This window comes from Oerskovia jenensis (genome assembly GCF_016907235.1).
In the GTDB taxonomy this organism is placed as follows: domain Bacteria; phylum Actinomycetota; class Actinomycetes; order Actinomycetales; family Cellulomonadaceae; genus Oerskovia; species Oerskovia jenensis.
Genome location: NZ_JAFBBO010000001.1, coordinates 4071002 through 4092494 on the forward strand (window position 1 = coordinate 4071002; position 21493 = coordinate 4092494).

At 72.9% G+C, this 21493-nt stretch carries 20 protein-coding genes; 17 read left to right on the plus strand and 3 right to left on the minus strand.

The features are described from left to right. The first annotated feature begins 269 nt into the window (after window positions 1–269). The 15 genes from JOD49_RS18125 to JOD49_RS18195 all read left to right on the plus strand — a co-directional run bounded on the left by JOD49_RS18125 (window position 270) and on the right by JOD49_RS18195 (window position 15258). Window positions 270–1442 carry a mannose-1-phosphate guanylyltransferase gene (locus JOD49_RS18125; protein ID WP_205308405.1) on the plus strand — a complete coding sequence of 391 codons (1173 nt, stop codon included), beginning with the start codon at window positions 270–272 and terminating at the stop codon, window positions 1440–1442. 243 nt (window positions 1443–1685) lie between these two features. Beyond that, window positions 1686–2882 carry an amidohydrolase gene (locus tag JOD49_RS18130; protein ID WP_205309083.1) on the plus strand — a complete coding sequence of 399 codons (1197 nt, stop codon included), beginning with the start codon at window positions 1686–1688 and terminating at the stop codon, window positions 2880–2882. A 273-nt stretch (window positions 2883–3155) separates the two neighbouring features. Continuing rightward, complete coding sequence (locus JOD49_RS18135) at window positions 3156–4247, plus strand: BMP family lipoprotein (RefSeq protein ID WP_372441365.1); 1092 nt, start codon at window positions 3156–3158, stop codon at window positions 4245–4247. Between the two features lie 111 nt (window positions 4248–4358). After that, window positions 4359–5912 carry an ABC transporter ATP-binding protein gene (locus JOD49_RS18140; RefSeq protein ID WP_205308407.1) on the plus strand — a complete coding sequence of 518 codons (1554 nt, stop codon included), beginning with the start codon at window positions 4359–4361 and terminating at the stop codon, window positions 5910–5912. Continuing rightward, window positions 5909–7177: an ABC transporter permease gene (locus JOD49_RS18145; RefSeq protein ID WP_191788828.1), complete on the plus strand. Its 1269-nt coding sequence runs from the start codon at window positions 5909–5911 to the stop codon at window positions 7175–7177. The genes JOD49_RS18140 and JOD49_RS18145 overlap by 4 nt, the downstream gene beginning before the upstream one ends. After that, window positions 7174–8451 (plus strand): ABC transporter permease, encoded by a 1278-nt coding sequence (locus JOD49_RS18150; protein ID WP_205308408.1) that lies wholly within the window; start codon window positions 7174–7176, stop codon window positions 8449–8451. The genes JOD49_RS18145 and JOD49_RS18150 overlap by 4 nt, the downstream gene beginning before the upstream one ends. 4 nt (window positions 8452–8455) lie before the next feature. Continuing rightward, the gene (locus JOD49_RS18155) at window positions 8456–8887 is read left to right on the plus strand and encodes a cytidine deaminase (RefSeq protein ID WP_205308409.1); all 432 of its coding nucleotides are present in this window, start codon (window positions 8456–8458) and stop codon (window positions 8885–8887) included. Continuing rightward, complete coding sequence (locus tag JOD49_RS18160) at window positions 8884–10230, plus strand: thymidine phosphorylase (RefSeq protein WP_205308410.1); 1347 nt, start codon at window positions 8884–8886, stop codon at window positions 10228–10230. Before JOD49_RS18155 ends, JOD49_RS18160 begins: the two co-directional genes overlap by 4 nt. A gap of 13 nt (window positions 10231–10243) precedes the next feature. Further along, complete coding sequence (locus JOD49_RS18165) at window positions 10244–10669, plus strand: YidH family protein (protein WP_307822626.1); 426 nt, start codon at window positions 10244–10246, stop codon at window positions 10667–10669. Continuing rightward, on the plus strand, window positions 10666–10980 hold the full coding sequence (locus JOD49_RS18170) for a DUF202 domain-containing protein (RefSeq protein WP_205308412.1): 315 nt from the start codon (window positions 10666–10668) through the stop codon (window positions 10978–10980). The genes JOD49_RS18165 and JOD49_RS18170 overlap by 4 nt, the downstream gene beginning before the upstream one ends. Window positions 10981–11023: 43 nt before the next feature. Continuing rightward, complete coding sequence (locus JOD49_RS18175) at window positions 11024–12091, plus strand: hypothetical protein (RefSeq protein WP_205308413.1); 1068 nt, start codon at window positions 11024–11026, stop codon at window positions 12089–12091. 28 nt (window positions 12092–12119) lie between these two features. Then, entirely contained in the window at window positions 12120–12368 is a 249-nt protein-coding gene (locus JOD49_RS18180; protein WP_205308414.1) for a hypothetical protein, read from the plus strand. A gap of 139 nt (window positions 12369–12507) precedes the next feature. Further along, complete coding sequence (locus tag JOD49_RS18185; RefSeq protein WP_205308415.1) at window positions 12508–13623, plus strand: adenosine deaminase; 1116 nt, start codon at window positions 12508–12510, stop codon at window positions 13621–13623. Further along, window positions 13620–14327: a deoxyribose-phosphate aldolase gene (gene deoC, locus JOD49_RS18190; RefSeq protein ID WP_205308416.1), complete on the plus strand. Its 708-nt coding sequence runs from the start codon at window positions 13620–13622 to the stop codon at window positions 14325–14327. Before JOD49_RS18185 ends, deoC begins: the two co-directional genes overlap by 4 nt. A gap of 118 nt (window positions 14328–14445) precedes the next feature. Further along, window positions 14446–15258: a siderophore-interacting protein gene (locus JOD49_RS18195; protein WP_205308417.1), complete on the plus strand. Its 813-nt coding sequence runs from the start codon at window positions 14446–14448 to the stop codon at window positions 15256–15258. 43 nt (window positions 15259–15301) lie between these two features. Here the strand turns inward: JOD49_RS18195 and JOD49_RS18200 are convergent, their stop codons facing one another. Beyond that, on the minus strand, window positions 15302–15946 hold the full coding sequence (locus tag JOD49_RS18200) for a response regulator transcription factor (protein WP_307822627.1): 645 nt from the start codon (window positions 15944–15946) through the stop codon (window positions 15302–15304). Between the two features lie 118 nt (window positions 15947–16064). On the opposite strand from JOD49_RS18200, the gene JOD49_RS18205 reads away from it, so the two are divergent. Next, window positions 16065–17018: a DUF2332 domain-containing protein gene (locus JOD49_RS18205; RefSeq protein ID WP_205308419.1), complete on the plus strand. Its 954-nt coding sequence runs from the start codon at window positions 16065–16067 to the stop codon at window positions 17016–17018. Between the two features lie 7 nt (window positions 17019–17025). Here JOD49_RS18205 and JOD49_RS20395 read toward each other — a convergent pair whose 3' ends face one another. Continuing rightward, window positions 17026–18357: a sensor histidine kinase gene (locus tag JOD49_RS20395; RefSeq protein ID WP_205308420.1), complete on the minus strand. Its 1332-nt coding sequence runs from the start codon at window positions 18355–18357 to the stop codon at window positions 17026–17028. A 447-nt stretch (window positions 18358–18804) separates the two neighbouring features. Between JOD49_RS20395 and JOD49_RS18215 the strand changes: the two genes are divergently transcribed. Further along, complete coding sequence (locus JOD49_RS18215) at window positions 18805–19566, plus strand: DUF4352 domain-containing protein (RefSeq protein WP_205308421.1); 762 nt, start codon at window positions 18805–18807, stop codon at window positions 19564–19566. A gap of 108 nt (window positions 19567–19674) precedes the next feature. Here JOD49_RS18215 and JOD49_RS18220 read toward each other — a convergent pair whose 3' ends face one another. Then, on the minus strand, window positions 19675–21492 hold the full coding sequence (locus tag JOD49_RS18220; RefSeq protein ID WP_205308422.1) for a phospho-sugar mutase: 1818 nt from the start codon (window positions 21490–21492) through the stop codon (window positions 19675–19677). Between the last annotated feature and the right edge of the window lies 1 nt (window position 21493).

Genomic DNA, 21493 nt, shown 5'->3' on the forward strand with positions numbered 1-21493 from the left:
CGTTCACGACCGCTCCGCGCCGAGGCTCCGTGGAGTCGGGAAGAGCGGCAGATCCAGGGCTCGCCGGAGTCCGTCGATATCCGTCTCTGGGGTTCCACCATAGTGACACCGGCATCGTGGTGCGGACCGCGGCGCGTTCCAGGTGGCCCGGCCGGCCCTGATTGTGACTCATTCCACACGGGGGTCGATGGCGCGCGGATGGCCGTCCGCGGGAGGTCGCGGGGCGCCCGGTCACGCGTCGGTCACGCGCCGGTCACTATGCTTCGAGGATGTCGAGCCTTCCCGTTCCCGCGCCCAGCCCTGATTCGTCGACGGACCGGTCTGCCCAGGGGTCGGCGATCCCCGGCTTCTACGCGGTGATCCCCGCCGGAGGCGCCGGGACGCGGCTGTGGCCGCTCTCGCGTCGTGGGAACCCCAAGTTCCTGCTGGACCTGACGGGGGCCGGCAGGTCCTTGCTGCAGGCCACCGTCGACCGGCTGGCGCCCCTCGCGGGCCAGGACGGCATCGTCCTCGTGACCGGACGGCAGCACGTCGCCTCCGCGCGCACCCAGCTCCCGGGGCTGCGCGACGACGCGGTGCTGGCCGAGCCCTCGCCCCGGGACTCGATGGCCGCGATCGGCCTGGCGGCCGCGGTGCTCGAGCAGCGCCACGGCGACGTGGTGATCGGTTCGTTCGCGGCCGACCAGGTCATCACCGGCCAGGCCGCCTTCGAGCAGGCGGTCCGTGAGGGGGTCGAGGCCGCCCGGGCGGGCTACGTCGTGACGGTCGGGATCGCGGCGTCGCGGCCCTCGACCGCGTTCGGCTACGTCCGGAGCGGGGACACGCTGGACCTCGCCGGTGCGCCCACGGCCCTGCACGCGCAGGGGTTCACGGAGAAGCCCGACGCCTCGACGGCCCAGCGCTACGTCCGGTCGGGGGAGTACCGCTGGAACGCGGGCATGTTCATCACGCGCACCTCGGTCCTGCTCGGGCACCTCGCGGACCAGCGCCCCGAGCTGCACGACGGTCTGCGCACCGTGGCCGCGGCCTGGGACACCCCGGACCGGGACCGTGTCCTCGCCGAGGTGTGGCCGGGCCTGGAGAAGATCGCGATCGACCACGCGGTCGCCGAGCCGGTCGCGGCGGTGGGCGGGGTCGCGGTCGTGCCGGGGAACTTCGGGTGGGACGACATCGGCGACTTCAACTCCCTGGCCGCGCTGCTGCCCTCGGCCGACGAGTCGGGTTCCAAGGTGCTCGGCGACGCGGACAAGGTGGTGCGGCGCGAGAGCGCGGGCTCGGTCGTCGTCCCGGCGAGCGACCGGGTCGTGACGATCCTCGGGCTCGACGACGTCGTGGTGGTCGACACCCCCGACGCGCTCCTGGTCACGACGCGCGCTCGCGCCCAGCAGGTCAAGTCGATGGTCGACCTGGTGCGCGAGCGAGGTCTGGACGAGCTCCTCTAGCCAGGGCCCGCGCTGTGCGCTGCTGCCGGTGGGAGCGCGGACGCTCCCACCGGCAGGCCGTCACCGAGTCTCGTCGGTGATGAAGTAGGGGCGCCCCGAGGTCGTCCCGGAGCGTGGCACGGTCGCCCGCGCCCGCGAGGCCGGGGATAGTCTCGGCTGGTGAGCAGTCCTGAGGAGAGCACCGAGACCAGCACCGCGTCGGACCGCACCCGGACGGGGGGCAGGCCGCCGGCGTCGGCGCACGTGCTGCCGCGCACGGCGCTCGGGGACGCGGTCGTCGACCTGACCTCGGGCCTCGAGGACGAGCTCGTCGCGATCCGTCGCGACATCCATGCGCACCCCGAGGTCTCGCGCGCCGAGACCCGGACGACGGCCCTGATCGCCGACCGGCTGCGCGCGGCGGGTCTCGAGCCCAGGCTCCTGCCCGGCACGGGCCTCGTGTGCGACATCGGCGGCGCCGAGGGGCCGGGCGGCGCGGCGGCCGGGCGGGTCGCGCTGCGGGCCGACATCGACGCGCTCCCCGTCCAGGACCGCTGCGATCTGCCGTGGGCCTCGACGACCCCGGGGGTGGCGCACGCGTGCGGGCACGACGTGCACGCGACGGTCGTGCTGGGCGCCGGGCTGGTCCTGGCCGCGCTCGCCGAGCGTGGTGACCTGCCCCGCCCGGTCCGGCTCGTCTTCCAGCCCGCGGAGGAGGTCCAGCCCGGCGGCTCGCTCGACGTGATCGCCGCGGGCGGCCTGGACGGGATCGAGGAGATCTACGCGGTCCACTGCGACCCCAAGGTCGATGCGGGGCAGATCGGTACGCGCATCGGCCCCATCACCTCGGCGTCCGACGAGGTCTCCGTGACGATCACCTCGCCGGGCGGGCACACGTCGCGCCCGCACCTGACGGGCGACGTGGTCTATGCGCTCGGGCAGGTCATCACACAGGTCCCCGCGGTGCTCGGTCGGCGCCTCGACCCGCGCTCGGGGGTCAACCTCACGTGGGGTGCGGTGCACGCCGGGTCCGCGCACAACGCGATCCCGAGCACCGGGACGGTCCGTGGGACGCTGCGCTGCCTCGACGTGCGCGCGTGGGAGTTCGCGGGACAGGTGCTGCACGACGCGGTCGAGCAGGTCGTCGCGCCCTACGAGGTGGAGGTCACGGTCAACCACACCCGTGGTGTCCCACCCGTCGAGAACGCCGAGGACTGCACGGCCTCGCTCGAGGCCGCGGCGCGCGACGTGCTGGGGCCGGCCTCGGTGCTGCTCACGGAGCAGTCGCTCGGTGGCGAGGACTTCGCCTGGTACCTGACCAAGGTGCCCGGTGCGATGGCCAGGCTCGGGACGCGGACGCCGGGCGGACGGTCCTACGACATCCACCAGGGAGACCTGCGGGTCGACGAGGCCGCCATCGGGGCGGGGGTCCGGCTGCTCGCCCGCGTCGCGCTCGGCTGAGCGGCCCGTGCGGCTCCACGAGGCCCGGCGAACTGTTGCCTTGTGCAACCAAGTGTCCGACCGCTGGAACGCCGGCGGTCACGGCTGAGACGCCAGATGACGCTTCCATAACGAAGCGCCCGCGTTACCCGCAAGTAACGTCCGACGTCCATCGACGTGGCTAGTGTTCGATCAATACAGGCCGACGGACCCCGTGACCTACCCGTGCAACGAAGCGCGGGCAGGTCCCGGTTTTCTCCCGGGGGCCATCGACGAGATCGACAGGAGCTCATGGTGAAGAGAGCAACGCAGATGACAGCGCTCGCGGCCGTCGCCGCGCTGGCGCTGGCTGCATGTGGGAGCGCACCCGACGAGGGCAGCGCGTCGGGCACGGCCGGGGGCTCGGAGTCGAGCTTCAAGGCGTGCATGGTGTCCGACGCCGGTGGCTTCGACGACAAGTCCTTCAACGAGTCGGGCTACAACGGCCTCATGGCTGCCGAGAAGAGCCTGGGCATCCAGACCGCCACCGCCGAGTCGAAGGAGGAGTCGAACTTCGCTCCGAACATCGACAACCTCATCTCCGAGAACTGCAACGTCATCGTGACGGTCGGCTTCCTCCTCGCGACGGCCACGGGCGACGCCGCCCAGGCCAACCCCGACGTCGACTTCGCGATCGTCGACTCGACGGCACAAGACGCTGACGGCAACACGATCGAGCTCGACAACGTCAAGCCGATCAGCTTCGACACCGCGCAGGCCTCGTTCCTCGCGGGCTATCTCGCCGCGGGCATGAGCAAGACCGGCACCGTCGCGACCTACGGTGGCCTGGAGATCCCGTCCGTGACGATCTTCATGGACGGCTTCGTCGACGGCGTCGCGAACTACAACGAGACGCACGGCACCGACGTCAAGACGCTCGGCTGGAACAAGGACACCCAGGACGGCTCGTTCGCCGGTGGCTTCGAGGACCAGTCCCAGGGCCAGCAGCTGACCCAGACCTTCATCGACCAGGGTGCCGACATCATCATGCCCGTCGCCGGTCCGGTCGGCGTCGGCACGCTCGCCGCCGCCAAGGACGCGACCGACGTGTCGGTCATCTGGGTCGACGCCGACGGCTTCGAGACCAACCCCGACAGCGGCGACCTCATCCTGACCTCCGTGCTCAAGGAGATCGGTGCGGGCGTCGAGGACGTCATCACGGCGGCCTCCGAGGACGAGTTCTCGAACGAGCCCTACGTGGGCACGCTCGAGAACGGCGGCGTGGACATCGCGCCCTACCACGACTTCGACTCGAAGGTTCCTCAGGAGCTCAAGGACGAGATCGACCAGCTCCGCAAGGACATCATCGACGGCACGATCGTCGTGGAGTCCCCGAGCTCGCCGTGACCTGACGCAGTACATCGTGGTCGAGCCGGCCCGGCACCTCGCCGGGCCGGCTCGACCAGTCTTGGGCTAACGTCGCAGGCAAGGCTGCCTGTGCATCGAAGGAGACCGTACGTGAAGCTGGAGCTCCGCGGAATCACCAAGTCGTTCGGACCGCTCGTCGCCAACGACCACATCGACCTCGTCATCGAACCGGGGCAGATCCACGCCCTGCTCGGGGAGAACGGCGCGGGCAAGAGCACGTTGATGAACGTGCTGTTCGGCCTCTACCAGGCCGACTCGGGCAAGATCCTGCTCGACGACGTCGAGCGCGCCTTCCGTGGACCGGGAGACGCCCTGGCAGCAGGGATCGGCATGGTGCACCAGCACTTCATGCTCGTGCCGGTCTTCACCGTCGCCGAGAACGTCATGCTGGGCCACGAGGACACCAAGGCCGGGGGACTGCTCGACCTGGACGCCGCCCGCAAGCGCGTCCGCGAGCTGTCCGCGCGGTTCGGGTTCGGGCTCGACCCGGACGCCGTCGTCGAGGACCTCCCCGTCGGCGTCCAGCAGCGCGTCGAGATCGTCAAGGCTCTCGCTCGTGAGGCGAAGGTGCTCATCCTCGACGAGCCCACCGCGGTGCTCACGCCGCAGGAGACCGACGAGCTGATCGAGATCATGCGTCAGCTCCGCGAGTCCGGCACCTCGATCGTGTTCATCACGCACAAGCTGCGCGAGGTCAAGGCCGTCGCCGACGTCATCACGGTCATCCGCCGGGGCGCCGTCGTCGGGACCGCCGAGCCGACCGCCTCCGAGAGCGAGCTCGCCTCCCTCATGGTGGGACGCGCGGTCTCTCTCGGCCTCGACAAGGCGCCCGCGCAACCCGGCGAGGAGACGTTCGTCGTCACCGACCTCACGGTCCTCGCGCCGAACGGGCAGGCGGTCGTGGACCGCGTGTCGTTCTCCGTCGCGCAGGGCGAGATCCTCGCCGTCGCAGGCGTGCAGGGCAACGGGCAGACCGAGCTCACCGAGGCCATCCTCGGGCTCCTGCCCTCGGCAGAGGGGTCGATCTCCCTGCACGGGCAGGAGCTGCGGGGACTGACGCCCGACGCGACGCTCGACGCCGGGATCGGCTTCGTCCCCGAGGACCGCAAGGTCGACGGGCTCGTGCTCGACTTCTCGGTCGCCGAGAACCTCGTGCTCGACCTCTACGACAAGCGGCCCTACGCCAAGGGCATCGGCCTCGACCTGGGGGCGATCCGCCGCAACGCCGAGCAGCGCATCTCGGAGTTCGACATCCGTACCCAGGGCCCTGGCCAGGAGGTCGGTCGGCTATCGGGCGGCAACCAGCAGAAGGTCGTGCTGGCGCGCGAGCTCTCGAGGCCGCTCAAGCTGTTCATCGCGAGCCAGCCGACGCGCGGCGTCGACGTGGGCTCGATCGAGTTCCTGCACCGTCGCATCGTGCAGGAGCGCGACAACGGCACGCCCGTGATCATCGTGTCGACCGAGCTCGACGAGGTCGTCGAGCTCGCCGACCGCATCGCCGTGATGTATCGGGGAGGGATCGTCGGCGTGGTGCCGCCGACGACGTCGCGCGAGGTGCTCGGCCTCATGATGGCCGGGGTCCCGCACGACGAGGCCATCGCACAGGTGCACGACCAGACCGACACGACGGGAGCAACCCAGTGACCGACCAGCAGCCCGCCCCGCCACCGACGGGAGAGCCGGCGCCCGAGCCGGCCGGCGCGGCAAAGCCTCAGCCCGAGGGCTCGGAGTCCGCTCGCTGGACCGCCACCTTCCGCGAGATCACGACCGGCCCGTTCGGCGTGACCGTCCTGGCATTCGTCCTGGCACTGGTCATCGGCGGGCTCCTGATCATCGTCACCGACCCCGACGTGACCGCGGCCGCGAGCTACCTCTTCGCCAAGCCGGCCGACTTCTTCGGTGCGGCCTGGACGGCCGTGAGCGAGGCCTACGCGGCCATGTTCCGCGGAGCGGTGTACAACTACGACGCCCCGACGTTCGCGCGCGGCATCCGTTCCCTCACGGAGACCATGACGGTCTCGACCCCGCTGATCATCGCCGCGCTCGGCGTGGCGGTCGGCTTCCGCGCAGGGATGTTCAACATCGGCGCTCAGGGCCAGGTCATCATGGGGGCCGCGATCGGAGGCTACGTCGGCTTCGCATGGAACCTCCCGCCGGTGCTGCACCTGCTGCTCGCCCTGCTGGGTGGCATCCTCGCCGGTGGCTTCTGGGCCGGCATCGCGGGCTTCCTCAAGGCGCGCACCGGTGCGCACGAGGTGATCGTGACGATCATGCTGAACTACGTAGCGCTCTACCTCGTGGCGTGGTTCCTCACGACGAGCGCCTTCACCCGGCCCGGGTCGAACCAGCCCAAGAGCCCCGGGGTCAAGGACACCGCGCAGCTCCCGCTGCTCCTCGGTGACCAGTTCCGCCTCAACGCGGGCTTCCTGGTCGCGATCCTTGCCGCGGTCTTCGTGTGGTGGCTCATGACGCGCTCGACCTGGGGCTTCCGCTTCCGGGCCGTGGGCTCGAACCAGCAGGCCGCCCGGACCGCGGGCATGGGCGTCGCGTCGTCCTTCGTCCTCGTCATGGTCGTCTCCGGTGCCCTCGCCGGGCTCGCGGGTGCCGTGCAGATCCTCGGCACCGAGAAGGCGCTCACGGGCGGCATCGCGGGCTCGATCGGGTTCGACGCGATCACCGTCGCCCTCCTGGGGCGTTCCAAGCCGCTGGGCATCTTCTTCGCCGGACTCCTGTACGCCGGGCTCAACGTCGGCGGGCGCGCGATGGAGGCCTCGACCGGGACCTCGATCAACATCGTGCTGGTCATCCAGTCGCTCGTCGTCCTCTTCATCGCGGCGCCGCCGCTCGTGCGGGCGATCTTCCGCCTGCCCGCCCCGAACCCCGTCGTCATGAAGGGAGTCAGCGCATGACCGCCATGGCTGCACCTGCTACCCAGGTCGCTACCGTCACCGCGGCCCGCAGCTGGAAGCTCCCCATCACCCTGGGGGTCTTCGGGCTCCTCTCGTTCGTCCTGTTCGGTCTCCTCGGACCGGCGGGGTCGGTCACGACGTTCGGCATCTCGACCGGGGCGGACCTGCTCCAGTTCGACCCGGTCGCCGTCCCGACCAGGGCGACCGCGATCGTGCTCTCGGTACTGTGCCTCCTGCTCGCGGGCTACGCGTACGTCCGGGTCCGGGCGGACCAGCCGGTCGGCCGGTGGGTGCTCGCCGTCTTCGGCGTCCTGTGGGTCCTGACGTTCCTCGTGTGGGCCGTCGCGGACAAGAGCACGTCGATCGTGAGCCTTCTCCAGGGGTCGCTGCTCCTCGCGGTCCCGCTGGCGTTCGGCGCCCTCGGCGGCCTGCTCAACGAGCGGGCGGGCGTGGTCAACATCGCGATCGAGGGTCAGCTCCTGACGGGGGCCTTCGGCGCCGCGGTGCTCGCCTCGGTCGTGGGCAACGCCTACATCGGGCTGGTCGCCGCCCCGATCGCGGGTCTGCTCATCGGCGCGATGCTCGCGCTGTTCACGGTCAAGTACCACGTGAACCAGATCATCGTCGGTGTGGTGCTCAACGTGTTCGCGGTGGGCCTGACGAGCTTCCTGTTCAGCTCGGTGCTCAAGAACGACGCGGCCACGCTCAACACCCCGCCGCGCCTGCCGACGCTCCCGATCCCGCTGCTGTCGGAGATCCCGATCGTCGGACCGGTGCTGTTCCGCCAGTCGATCATCGTCTACCTGCTCTACGTCGCGGTGATCATGATCAGCATCGCGCTGTTCCGCACCAAGTGGGGTCTGCGTGTCCGCTCGGTGGGCGAGTACCCGCAGGCGGCCGACACGGTCGGCATCGACGTCAACCGCACGCGGTGGCGCAACGTCCTGCTCGGGTCCATGGTCGCGGGGCTCGGTGGCGCGTTCTTCACGATCGGCTCCGTGGGGGCGTTCGGCCAGGAGATGACGGCCGGCAAGGGGTACATCGCGCTCGCCGCCATGATCCTGGGTCGGTGGACCCCGTGGGGTGCGCTCGGCGCAGCTCTCCTCTTCGGCTTCGCCGACAAGCTCCAGCAGGTGCTCGGTGTCCTCGAGACGCCGATCCCCAACCAGTTCATGCTGATGCTGCCGTACATCGTCACGATCTTCGCCGTGGCGGGTCTCGTCGGCCGCGTCCGCGGTCCCGCCGCGGCGGGTCAGCCCTACGTGAAGGGGTGACGGCATGAGCGAGAGCAACCGCGCGGCCGTCGACGCGGGGGACCGCTTCGACTGGCCGGCGCTGCGCGGCGCCGCACGGAGCGCCATGGAGAAGGCGTACGCGCCGTACTCGTCCTTCAAGGTCGGGGCGGCCGCGTTCGTCGACGACGGACGCCTGGTCACGGGCGCGAACATCGAGAACGCGGCGTACGGCGTGACGCTGTGCGCCGAGTGCTCGCTCGTGAGCGACCTGATCGGGAGCGGGGGCGGTCGCCTCGTGGCGTTCGCGTGCGTCGACGGTCACGGCAACACGCTCATGCCGTGCGGGCGGTGCCGCCAGCTCCTGTGGGAGCACGGCGGCCCCGCGCTGCTCGTCGAGACGACCCGTGGCATCAAGCCCATGAGCGACGTACTGCCCGATGCGTTCGGGCCCGAGGATCTGGTGGAACGAGCATGAGCACGCAGAGCATCCCGGCGGGCGCCTCGGGCGCGCTGCCCGACAAGGCGACCGAGTCGTTCGACGCGGTCGACGTCATCCGCACCAAGCGGGACAAGGGCCGGTTGTCGGCCGAGCAGATCGACTGGGTCATCGACGCCTACACCCGTGGCGTCGTGGCCGAGGAGCAGATGGCCGCCCTCAACATGGCGATCCTTCTCAACGGCATGGACCGCACGGAGATCGGCCGCTGGACGGCCGCGATGATCGCGTCGGGCGAGCGCATGAACTTCTCGGCGCTGTCCCGGCCCACCGCGGACAAGCACTCGACGGGAGGCGTGGGGGACAAGATCACTCTGCCGCTCGCGCCGCTCGTCGCGGTCTTCGGGGTCGCCGTGCCGCAGCTCTCGGGCCGCGGTCTGGGGCACACGGGCGGCACGCTCGACAAGCTCGAGTCGATCCCGGGCTGGCGCGCCGCGCTGACCAACGAGCAGATGATGAACCAGCTCGAGCACGTGGGCGCGGTCATCTGCCAGGCGGGCTCGGGGCTCGCGCCCGCGGACCGCAAGCTCTACGCGCTGCGCGACGTCACGGCCACGGTCGAGGCGATCCCGCTCATCGCGTCGTCGATCATGAGCAAGAAGATCGCCGAGGGCACGGGTGCCCTGGTCCTGGACGTCAAGGTGGGTTCCGGGGCGTTCATGAAGGACCTGGAGCAGGCACGCGAGCTCGCGCGCACCATGGTGGACCTGGGCACCGACGCAGGGGTGCGCACGGTCGCGCTGCTGACGGACATGTCGACACCCCTCGGCCTCACGGCGGGCAACGCGCTCGAGGTCCGCGAGACCCTCGAGGTGCTCTCGGGCGGTGGCCCGAGCGACGTCGTGGACCTCACGGTCGCGCTCGCGGTCGAGATGCTCGCCGCGGCGGGCAAGCCCGTGCCGGAGGAGGACGTTCGGCGCGCGCTGTCGAACGGCCGAGCCATGGACAAGTGGCGCGAGATGATCGCGGAGCAGGGCGGCGACGCCCGTGCGCCGCTGCCGGTCGCACGCGAGAAGGAGCACGTGGTCGCCGACCGCGACGGCGTCCTCTCGCACCTCGACGCGTTCGGCGTGGGGGTCGCGGCCTGGCGCCTCGGTGCGGGCCGTGCCCGCAAGGAGGACCCTGTGCAGGCGGGAGCCGGCATCGAGATCCACGCCAAGCCGGGTGCCGTCGTGACCAAGGGGCAGCACCTGCTGACCCTCCACACCGACACCCCCGAGCGTTTCGACCGTGCGGTCGAGGCCCTCGACGGGGCGTGGGGCGTCGCGGACCCGGGCACGGTCGTCGAGACCCCGGCGCTGATCCTCGACCGCCTGAGCTGACATGACCTCACCGGTGAGGGAGCCCTCGGACGACGCGGCGACGCGTGGTCCGGGGGTTCCTTCGTCCGACGACCGCAGGCCACGCTCGGTCTACGGCGTGGGCGACGACCCGGACGTCCGCTTCAGCCTGGCCAACGAGCGCACCGCGTTGGCCTGGGTGCGGACGGGCCTCGGGCTCGTCGCGGGCGGCGTCGCGCTCACGTCGTTCGCGTCCTTCGCGCGGATGTCCGGCTTCGTCGACGTGATCGCGGCGGTCGCGTGCCTCGCGGGCGCGGGCTTCGCGGCCTACGCGCTGCTCGCGTGGCGACGTAACGAACGGGCCATGCGCCGCGGTGAGCCGCTGCCCGCGCCGACGGGGCTGCCCGTGCTCGTCGCGGGCGTGCTCGTCCTCGCGCTGCTCGTGGCCGGGTACGCGGTGACCGAGGTCTGGCGGACGTGACCTCCGCGGCGCGCGACCCCGGCCTGCAGCCCGAGCGCACCGCCCTCGCGTGGCAGCGCACGGTCCTCGGTGTCGTGATCGGGTCGGTCCTGCTGGCCGCGGTGAACCTGCGGGTGGGGCAGCCCGTCCTGTCCGTGCTCGCGGGCGCGCTCGCGGTCGCGACCCTGGTGCCCGCCGTCCTGCGGCCTCCGTCGGGCGGTCTGCCCAAGGACGGCCGGTTGCGCTCCTGGGGATTCCTCGTGCGGGTCGCGACGCTCGTGGGCGTCCTCGGCCTGCTGGGAGCGGCGAGCGCGGTGGCGAGCCTGGCCTGAGGGCGGGTCGTCGCGGGGCCCGAGGGGATGGCAGGCTGTCGGCATGATCGTCGCCGACCTCCGCCTGTCCCGGGTCCTGCGTGCGCTGGGAGCGGGGCGCGGTCCGTTGCCGCCCGCGCCGCCGTCGGGCCGCTACGTGCTTCCGGAGCCCGACGGCGCAGCGACCCAGGTCCGACGGCTCGCCCGGCGGGCCGGGCATCCCGAGCACGTCGCCGACCGTCTCGTCGACGCGCTCGCGACGCTGCGACCGTGGGAGCGGGCGCACGTGCTGGACCCGCTGCGCCGGGCCGCGCCCACCTCGGCACCGGCAGGCGGTGCGTCAGGACCCGCGTCGGTGTCCGGCGGCCCCGACGCACGGTTCGGTGAGCCGCTCGTCCTGGGCAGCGCCCGAGCGGTCCAGGTCGACGAGACGACGTGCGGCTCGGCCGTGCTCGCGGTCCTCGCCGCGGCGGGGGACCCCGTGGTCGCGCTGTGGCTCGTGGCGGGGACGGACGTCTCCGGAGGGAGCTCGACGTACGTGGTGAGCGCGGACCGGGGTGGCGCGACCGCCCGAGAGCTCGAGACGTCGTCGGGACGGTTCGCCGCGCTGCAGCGCCTCCTCAAGGCGCGCACGACGCGCGCCGCGCTCGGCCCCCTGCCCTGGCCGGGCGGGCTCGGCACGCCGCCCTGGACGGCCGCGCGCGACGCCCGCTACGCCGACGTGCGCTTCACCCACCGGGTCGTGCCGGGCGGCGGGCAGAAGGACCCCGTGCTGGGCGCCGCGCTGCGCTCGGCCGCGGCGGGCGTGCCCGTCCCGCTGTACACGGGCGGGGACGTCGGGACGGGGTGGGCGACCGCCGTGCCTCGTCACGTGGTGCTGCTCGCCGGGGTCGGCGCACCCGCGCAGTCGGGGCCAGGGCACGACGACGCCCCCTTCGGCGGGCGCTGGTGCTCGGTGTACGAACCGTCCTCCGGGACGTTGCACCGGCTGCGCGTCGCGGACCTGCTCGGCGAGGTCGGCGAGGACGGGGAGCCGGGCAAGGGCGTGCGCCGCGCGCTCGGCGGCTGGCCGCACGTCACCTGGGCGGTCCTGCCCGCCGGACGGGCTGGCGGGTCGCGCCGCGTCGGGTGACGATGGGAGGAGACGAGAGGAGCTCACCATGAGCACGGTCCCCGGCACCGATTCCTGGCGAGACGCCGGCCTGGTCACGCCCGACGACGACGCCCCGAAGAACCTGGTCGAGGAGGAGCTGACGCCCCCGGCCCCTTCCACGGACGCGGACGACGTGGAGGACTACAGCCCCCGGACGCCGCGCCCCGACCTCGACGGTGAGGCGGACGAGGCCGACGTCGTCGAGCAGGCGTCCGTGGTGGTGCTCGACGAGGGGGCCGGCGCCGAGGGGGAGTAGGCCCCGGTGCCGTGACGCGGGCTCTCCGAGGTGCCCGTCCGCGCCCGCGCCCTGCGCCGGACGGGGCGTGATGGAGCCGTGACCTCGGGACGAGGGCTGCCGTCGCCCGCGCCCGGCCCGCGCCCGGTAGCGTGAGTCCATGACCTCCACACCCTCCTCCGTGAGCGAGACCGTCGCGGCGATCGCCGCGCTCCCCAAGGTCGTCCTGCACGACCACCTCGACGGTGGGCTACGGCCCCAGACCATCATCGAGCTGGCCGCCGAGATCGGGCACGACCTGCCCGCGACCGACGCCGACGCTCTCGGCGCCTGGTTCGTCGAGTCGGCCGACTCGGGCTCGCTCGTGCGCTACCTCGAGACCTTCGACCACACGATCGCCGTGATGCAGACGCGCGAGGCGCTCGTGCGGGTCGCGCGCGAGTCCGTGCTGGACCTCGCGGCCGACGGCGTCGTGTACGCCGAGCAGCGGTGGGCCCCCGAGCAGCACCTGCGCGCCGGCCTGAGCCTGCAGGACACGGTCGACGCCGTGCAGGCCGGGCTGGACGAGGGCGTCGCCCTCGCCGCGGCGCAGGGGCGCACGATCCGCGTGGGCCAGCTCGTGACCGCGATGCGGCACGCCGACCGCTGGCAGGAGATCGCCGAGCTCGCCGTGGCCAACCGGGGCAACGGCGTCGTCGGGTTCGACATCGCGGGCGCCGAGGACGGCTTCCCGCCCTCGCGCTTCCCGGGCGTGTGGCAGTACCTCGCGGACCAGAACCTCCCCGTGACGATCCACGCGGGCGAGGCGTCGGGCGTCTCGTCGATCGCCGAGGCGGTCCACCTGGGCCAGGCCTCGCGCGTCGGGCACGGCGTGCGCCTCATCGAGGACATCTCGTTCGACGAGCACCACGGCACCGCAGCCCTGGGCCAGCTCGCCCACTGGGTCCGCGACCACCAGATCCCGCTCGAGCTGTGCCCCGTCTCGAACCTGCAGACCGGCGCCTCGGCGACCTCGATCGCGGCGCACCCCATCACGCGGCTCAAGGAGCTCGACTTCGCGGTCACGCTCAACACGGACAACCGCCTCATGTCGGGCACGTCCATGACCCACGAGATGACGCTGCTCGTCGAGCAGGCCGGGTGGACGCTCGAGGACCTCTACGACGTCACGGCCACGGCCGCGTGGAGCGCCTTCATCCACCACGACGAGCGCCGTGCGCTCATCGACGACGTCATCCTCCCCGGCTACCAGGAGATCCAAGGAGCACAGCTGTGAGCACCCCCGGCACGTCCCCGCTCGACCGCGCGGCTCTCGCGCAGTTCGTCGACCACACCCTGCTCAAGCCCGAGGCGACCCGCGCGGACTTCGAGGCCCTCGTCGAGGAGGGCGTCGCGCTCGGCGTCTACTCGGTGTGCGTCTCGCCCTCGGTCCTGCCGCTCGACGGCAAGGGTCTGAAGATCGCGACCGTGTGCGGGTTCCCGTCCGGGACCCACCACAGCGACGTCAAGGCCGCCGAGGCCGCACGGTCCATCGCCGACGGCGCCGACGAGGTCGACATGGTCATCGACCTGGGTGCCGCCAAGGCGGGGGACTGGGCGTACGTCCAGGCCGACATCGCGGCCGTCCGGGCCGCCGTCCCGGCCCCGAAGGTCCTCAAGGTCATCATCGAGTCCGCCGCGCTGACGGACCACGAGATCGTCGAGGCGTGCCGCGCCTCGGAGGCCGCGGGTGCCGACTTCGTCAAGACCTCCACGGGCTTCCACCCGGCGGGCGGCGCCTCGACGCACGCGGTCTCGATCATGGCCGAGACCGTGGGTGGGCGCCTCGGGGTCAAGGCGTCGGGGGGCGTGCGCACGCTGGCCGACGCGCTCGCGATGATCGAGCACGGCGCGACGCGCCTGGGCCTGTCCGGCACGGCCGCGGTGCTCGCGGGCTTCGACGGCGTCGAGCCGGCCGAGGGTGGCGCAGCGGGCTACTGACCCGCACCCGACGGACCGAGGGGTGGCCGTGCCCGGACGGGCGGTCACCCCTCGGCGTATCCGGGGTTAGGCTAGCCTCACTTCGCCATCGCGGGCGGAGCGCACCCTGGAGGACCGTATGACCGACCCCGCCCCCCGCAAGCCCGAGCGCGTCGCGACCCACGCCGTGGTCGTGCGCACCGAGCGCCTCACGCCGCACATGATCCGCGTGGTCCTCGGCGGGGAGGGGCTCGCAGGTCTCGACGCCGGCCCGTACACCGACCGCTACGTCAAGCTGCTCTTCCCGGCCGCGGCGGGCCCCGAGGGGCGCGTCCCGATGCGCACCTACACGATCCGCTCGTGGGACCCCGCAGCGCGCGAGCTGGCCATCGACTTCGTCGCGCACGGCGACGAGGGCCTCGCGGGCCCCTGGGCGTCCGCCGCCCGGCCCGGAGACGCGATGTCCTTCGTCGGCCCCGGTGGCGACTACGCACCGTCGGGCAGCTACGACTGGCACCTGCTCGTGGGCGACGAGAGCGCGCTGCCCGCGATCGCCGCGGCCCTCGAGGCCATGCCCGAGGGCGCGCCCGTCCTCGCCGTGATCGAGGTCGCCTCGGCCGCCGAGGAACAGGCTCTCACCTCGCCCGGAGCCCTCGACCTGCGCTGGGTGCGCCGCGACGAGCACCCGGAGCACGCTCCCGGAGAGGCGCTCGTCGAGATCGTCCGGTCGCTCGCCTTCCTGCCCGGTGACCCCCAGGTCTTCCTGCACGGCGACGCCGGGTTCGTGCGCACGCTGCGCCGCCACCTGCGCCTCGACCGGGGCGTGCCCGTGACCGCGCTCTCCGCGTCGGGGTACTGGCGTCGCGGGCGTACCGAGGAGGGCTGGCGGGCCGAGAAGGCCGACTGGAAGGCCGCCGTCGCGCGCGACGAGGAGCCCGCGCTGCGGACCTGACGGCCCGACCGCCTCGCGCCGTCGGCCGGTGCACCGGGGGTCCTCAGCGGGCGCGCTCGACCGCGATCGCGAGCGCGACCCTGTTCGGCAGGTCGAGCTTGGTCATGGTGCGGCTCAGGTGCGTCTTGACCGTGGCCTCCGCGCAGTAGAGCCGCTGGCCGATCTGCGCGTTGCTCAAGCCCTCCGCGACGCCCTGGGCGATCGCCCGCTCGCGCTCCGTGAGCAGGTCGAGGAGCGCCCGGGCGCGCTGGCGCTCGCTGGTCACCTGCCCCTGCGCGACCCGTGAGACCACGTAGCGGACCACGCGGGGGGCCAGCACCGACTCGCCGCCCGCGACCGCCAGGACACCCCCGATGAGCTCGGTGGGCGAGGCGTCCTTGAGCAGGAAGCCGCCCGCACCGGACTCCAGGGCACCCAGGACGTCGGTGTCGCTCTCGAAGCTCGTCAGGACCAGCACGACGGGGGGATCGGGAAGGGCCCGCAGCGCGCGCGTGGCCTCGATGCCCTGGACGCGTGCCATGCGCAGGTCCATGAGCACGACGTCCGGACGGTGCGCGTGGAACGCCGGGACGGCCTCGTCCCCGTCGGTCGCCTCCGCGACGACCTCGATGCCGGGGTTGCTCGACAGGATGAGGCGCAGGCCCGTACGGACGAGCGCGTCGTCGTCGACCAGGAGTACTCGGATCACGCGACGATCGTAGGGGGTGTCGCCCACACCCTCTCGTCCGTGGCCGCCGGGCCGCCGGCCGCGCACGTGCTGCCGAGCCGGCGCGCGGCGTGCGACGGGTCGGCTACGCTCTGGGCGCATGACGTCGCTGGCGGAGGCATACGTGCGGTGGGCCGACATCGAGACGCGCGGATCGTCCCCGTCGTACGAGGAGTGGGCGCGCGCGATCGCGGGCGACGACCACGTGCTCGCCCTCATCGAGGCGCTGCCCGCTCGCAAGCGGCAGCCCAATCTCGTCTTCGCCGCGGCCCGGACCGCAGGCGCCCCGCTCGACGTCTACCAGCGGTTCCGCCCCTGGCTCGTCCAGCACTGGCGCGAGGTCGCGGGCATCGTGCTCGCCCGCTCGACCCAGACCAACGAGGCGGCGCGCTGCGCGGTCCTCCTGCCCGAGCTCGCCCGGCTCGCCGGGCCGCTCGCACTCGTCGAGGTCGGCGCGTCCGCAGGCCTGTGTCTCTACCCGGACCGGTACTCCTACCGCTACCGCACACCGGACGGCGTCCTCACGCTCGATCCTGCCACGGGGCCCTCGCCCGTGGTGATCGAGTGCACGCTCGACGACGAGAGCGCGGCACCGACGCGGCTGCCCGACGTCGCATGGCGAGCAGGCATCGACCTCAACCCTCTCGACGTCCGCGATCCCGAGGACGTCGCGTGGTTGCGGGCTCTCGTGTGGCCCGAGCACCACGACCGTCGCGAGCGCCTCGAGGCGGCGTGCGCACTGGTGGCGACAGATCCACCGCACCTCGTCCGCGGAGATCTCCTCGACGACCTCGACGCGCTCCTGGGGTCCGCGCCCCCCGACGCGCACCTGGTGGTCTTCCACAGCTCGGTGCTGACGTACGTCGAGCCGGCACCTCGGCAGCGGTTCGTCGAGCGCATGCGCGGGCTCGACGGGACGTGGATCTCCAACGAAGGGTCCTTGGTGCTGGAGTCCTCCGCCGCTCTGGCGCACGACGGCAGGACCGTGCTCACCGTGGACGACGTCCCGGTCGCACGGGCGGACCCGCACGGGCGGAGCCTCGTGCGCCTGTGAGCGGGCCTCACGCCCGAGGTCCGCGGCCGGGGCTCGGCCGAGGTGCCGTCGTGCGTGGCGCGTCGGCGACGTCGACGGCGTCGCTGACCCACGGCAGCCAGACGTCCACGACGAACCACCCGTCCTGCGGTCCGACGGCGGCCCGCCCCCCGAGCAGCTTGGCGCGCTCGGCGATACCCGTGACCCCGGCGCGGCTCCCGGGCGCACGGAGAGCACCCGGCTCCGGCGGGAGCGGGTTGGCGACGCGCAGGCTCACACCGCTCGACGTGTCCCCACCGAGGTCGATGAGGACCTCGCTGCCCGGAGCGTGCTTGTGCACGTTGGTGAGCGACTCCTGCAGGATCCGGTAGGTCGCCCGGGCGACCTGCGGGCTGATCGACGAGGCGTCGGTGAACACGACGGTCGCGACCAGACGTGTGCCCGCGGCCCGGGTCGTGGCGAGCAGGGCCGGCAGGTCCGACAGGGTGCCCCCCGCACGCTCGGCCTGGCGCTGCGCCAACCCGTCGGGGTCGCGCAGGATCTCGATCAGGTCCCGCAGGTCCTCGAGCGACCGGTGGGCTCCCTCACGGACGACCTTGGCGGCGTCACGGAGCTGCTCGTCCTCCTCGGGGACGGAGACCTCGAGCACCCCCGAGTGCAACGAGACGAGCGAGAGGCTGTGGGCGAGGGTGTCGTGCACCTCGCGGGCGATCAGGTGCCGTTCCTGCTGGCGTGCGACCTCGTCCTGCTGGCGGGTCACCTCGTCGCGCAGCTTCTCCGCCTCGAGGTCCTGGCGTGCGACCTCGTCGCGCAGGTGCTCGGCCACGACCTCGTGGCGCTGGGCCTCGCCCCGGAACCTGCCCACCTGGTAGTGGGCCCGGCGCGCCCAGCCCACGCTGACCGAGAGCGCGAGACCGGCGACGAGCAGCACGACGTACACCCAGGGTGCGGCCCCGACGGGGGTCTGCGAGTCCACGGGGGTGAAGGAGAAGATCTGCTGCGCCGGCTCGCGGAGCATGTCCCGCCCGAGGGCGGTCGCCGTCGCGAGGGCCGTGAGACCGCCCAGCGCCCAGCCCTGCCGGACCGGGCGCGACGAGATCACCCAGGACAGCGCCACGAGCGCCCCGATCGCGTCGAGCGGGAAGACCAGCGCGCCCGCGCACGCGACCAGGCAGAGCGCGACCGGGTAGCGTCGCCGGAAGACGAGCAGCGTCGCGACCCCGACCGCGTACAGCCAGCCGAGCACGACCCAGACGAACACCCCACCGGGTGCCTCGCCTCCTCCTGCGCTCTCGCCCATCCCTGCGGCGGACCCCGCGAACGAGACGCACACGGACGCGGCGAGGAACGAGGTGGTCACGATCCAGACGGTCGCGACGCGGGACCACCAGCGTCGGCCTGCGGTCGGCGCGTCGGGGACCGTGCCCCGGCCCGGGCGGGGGGCGGGCGACCAGGAGCCACCGTCTCGCGACGGTCGTGGCTCGGGCCGGAACGGGGGCGGCACCGGTCCGGGCACCGGGTGAGGTGACCATCCACCGGGAGTGGCCGACGCCCGCCGGACCGGCGGTACGGGACCGCTGCGCGGCGGCGTCGAGCCGGGCCAGGAGGAACCCGGTGGCGGGTACGGGGTGGTCACGGACCCAGCGTAGGGAACACCACCGACGGTGGGGTCCACCGACCGGGTCCGCGGACCTGTGGGCGTGTACGACTTTCGGTGCGACGGCCGTACCCGGTCCGCCCACGCGCCCGACCGGCCCGAGGCGATGAAGTGGTCCCGTACCGATCCGGAACCACGAGAGGCCCTCCCATGAGCAACGACCCGAACCCGCAGCAGCCGCACCAGGCGTACGCCCCGCAGCAGCACACCGGGCAGCCCCACCCGCCCCAGCAGAACCAGCCGTACCCCGGGCAGCCCTACCCGGGGCAGCCCTACCCGGGGCAGCAGCCGCCCGCACCGCGCAGGTCGTTCTTCGCCCGGCACAAGGTCCTGACGGTCTTCCTGGCGATCCTCGCGCTCGTCCTCGTCGTCTCGATCGGTTCCAGCCTCGGTGGCGACACTCCCGACACTCCCGAGGCGGCAGGCTCGGCAGGCGTCGCCGACGCGGCCGATCCGGGCGCCGACGGCGGTGCGACGGGTGATCAGGCCCCGGCGGCCCCGGCTCCTGAGGAGGCCGTGCCGGGCCTCGGCGCGGCCGTGCGCGACGGCAAGTTCGAGTTCACGGTCACGGCCGTCGAGCCGGGTGTCGCCCGGGTCGGGGACGACTTCCTGGGTGTGGATGCTCAGGGGCAGTTCGTGCTGGTGCACGTCACGGTGACCAACGTCGGGGATGTCGCCCAGATGTTCGACGCGAGCTCGCAGAAGCTCTTCGACGCGCAGGGCCGCGAGCACTCGGCCGACTCCACGGCCGGGATCTACCTGGGGGACGCCAACAGCTTCCTCAACGACATCAACCCCGGCAACTCGATCCAGGGTGTCGTGGTGTTCGACGTACCGGCCGACGCGGTGCCGGCGAGCCTCGAGCTGCACGACTCGTTCCTGTCGGGCGGCACGACGGTCGCGCTCGGCTGACGGCCGGGAGGGCCCGCCGCGCGCACGACGAAGGCCGCCGCCCGCTCCTCGCGGAGCGGACGACGGCCGTCGTCGTGCGCAGCGTCGGGCCGGCAGGACCGTCCGCCGTCAGATCCCGAGCGCCGCCGCCACGTCCGCCCGGACCTGGTCGAGGCGCGTCCGCGCGAAGGCCCGGGCCGCCGTCAGGTCGTCGTAGCTCGCGTCGGGCGCCACCGGGACGATGACCTCGAGGTAGCACTTGACCTTGGGCTCGGTGCCGCTCGGGCGCACGATGACCCGGGTGCCGTCCGCGGACAGGAGGCGGACGCCGTCGGTCGGCGGCAGGCCGTCGAGGCCCTCCGACAGGTCGACGACGTCGCTGACCCCCGAGCCCGCGAGCGTGCGCGGGGGCGCCGCCCGCAGCCTCGACATGGCTGCCGGGATCTGGTCGAGGTCGGTGAACCGGGCCGAGAGCTGGTCGGTCACGTGCAGGCCGTGGGCCCGCGCGAGGTCGTCGAGCGCGTCGACCAGCGTGCGCCCCTCGGCCTTGAGCCGGTTCGCGAGCTGTGCGAGGAGCAGCGCGGCGCTGATGCCGTCCTTGTCGCGCACGACCTGCGGGTCGACGCAGTAGCCGAGCGCCTCCTCGTAGCCGTAGACGAGCCCGTCGACGCGCGAGATCCACTTGAAGCCCGTGAGCGTCGCGGAGTAGCCCAGGCCGTGGCTCTCGGCGATCCTGCGCAGCAACCGCGAGGACACGATCGAGCTCGCGAAGAACTGCGTCCCGGTCCCGCCGTCCGCCGCACGTCGCCCGATCTCCTCGCCGAGCAGCGCGCCCACCTCGTCACCGTGCAGCATGCGCCACCCGTTCGAGCGCGCGGTCTCCGCTCCCTGGTACGTCCCGACACGCGGGTCGTACACCGCGAGGGCGCACCGGTCCGCGTCGGGGTCGTTCGCGATCACGAGGTCCGCCTTGGCGTCCTGCGCGTACGCGAGCGCGAGGTCGATCGCGCCGGGCTCCTCCGGGTTGGGGAAGGCCACGGTCGGGAACAGCGGGTCCGCCTCGAACTGCTCCGCCACGGAGATCACGTCGGTGAAGCCCGCGTCCGCCAGGACCCGGTTGACCACCTCACCGCCCACGCCGTGCAGCGGGGTGGCGACGATGCGCAGGTCGCGCGCGGCGCCGTCGGACAGGCGGCCCACCGCCTCGACGTAGCCGAGCGCGAGGTCGCGCCCGAGGACCGTCCAGCCGTCGGTCGCGCGCGGGACCCGCGCGGGGACCGGCGCGCGCTCGATCGCGGCCGCGATCTCGGCGTCGTACGGGGGCACGATCTGCGCCCCCTGACCCGAGTCGGTGACCACACGACCACCGAGGTAGACCTTGTAGCCGTTGTCCGCCGGGGGGTTGTGGCTCGCGGTGACCATGACGCCCGCGTCGGCACCCAGGTGGCGCACCGCGTAGGCGAGCACGGGCGTCGGGAGCGCGGACGGCAGGATCGACGCCTCGACGCCCGCAGCCGTGAACACCGCGGCGCTGTCGAGCGCGAACGTGTGCGAGTGGTGCCGGGCGTCGTAGCCGATGACGACGCGCGGCGTCTGCCCCGGCAGGGCGTCGCGCAGGAACGACGCGAGGCCCGCCGCGGCCCGGATCACGACCGCGCGGTTCATGCGGTTGGGTCCTGCCGCCATCTCGCCGCGCAGGCCCGCGGTGCCGAACTGGAGCGTGCCGACGAAGCGGTCGCGCAGCTCGGCCCGTGCCCGGGCGCGCACCTCGTGGTCGCGCGGGTCGGGGGAGTCGGCCTCCGCGAGGAGCGTGCGAAGCTCGGCCTGGTCGCGCGGCTCGGGGTCCGCCTCGATCCAGGACTCGACCTGCGCCAGGAAGGACGCGTGGCCCTGCCCGGCCTCGTAGCCGGGGTCGTCCACGTCGAGGAAGTCCTGTGGGTTCGTCATG

Excerpts from the sequence above, each read along its gene's own strand:
- JOD49_RS18125 (WP_205308405.1), top strand. The coding sequence starts at position 270 with ATGTCGAGCCTTCCCGTTCCCGCGCCCAGCCCTGATTCGTCGACGGAC.
- JOD49_RS18150 (WP_205308408.1), top strand. The coding sequence starts at position 7,174 with ATGACCGCCATGGCTGCACCTGCTACCCAGGTCGCTACCGTCACCGCG.
- JOD49_RS18155 (WP_205308409.1), top strand. The coding sequence starts at position 8,456 with ATGAGCGAGAGCAACCGCGCGGCCGTCGACGCGGGGGACCGCTTCGAC.
- JOD49_RS18160 (WP_205308410.1), top strand. The coding sequence starts at position 8,884 with ATGAGCACGCAGAGCATCCCGGCGGGCGCCTCGGGCGCGCTGCCCGAC.
- JOD49_RS18175 (WP_205308413.1), top strand. The coding sequence starts at position 11,024 with ATGATCGTCGCCGACCTCCGCCTGTCCCGGGTCCTGCGTGCGCTGGGA.
- JOD49_RS18180 (WP_205308414.1), top strand. The coding sequence starts at position 12,120 with ATGAGCACGGTCCCCGGCACCGATTCCTGGCGAGACGCCGGCCTGGTC.
- JOD49_RS18185 (WP_205308415.1), top strand. The coding sequence starts at position 12,508 with ATGACCTCCACACCCTCCTCCGTGAGCGAGACCGTCGCGGCGATCGCC.
- JOD49_RS18195 (WP_205308417.1), top strand. The coding sequence starts at position 14,446 with ATGACCGACCCCGCCCCCCGCAAGCCCGAGCGCGTCGCGACCCACGCC.
- JOD49_RS18205 (WP_205308419.1), top strand. The coding sequence starts at position 16,065 with ATGACGTCGCTGGCGGAGGCATACGTGCGGTGGGCCGACATCGAGACG.
- JOD49_RS18215 (WP_205308421.1), top strand. The coding sequence starts at position 18,805 with ATGAGCAACGACCCGAACCCGCAGCAGCCGCACCAGGCGTACGCCCCG.
- JOD49_RS18220 (WP_205308422.1), bottom strand. The coding sequence starts at position 21,492 with ATGACGAACCCACAGGACTTCCTCGACGTGGACGACCCCGGCTACGAG.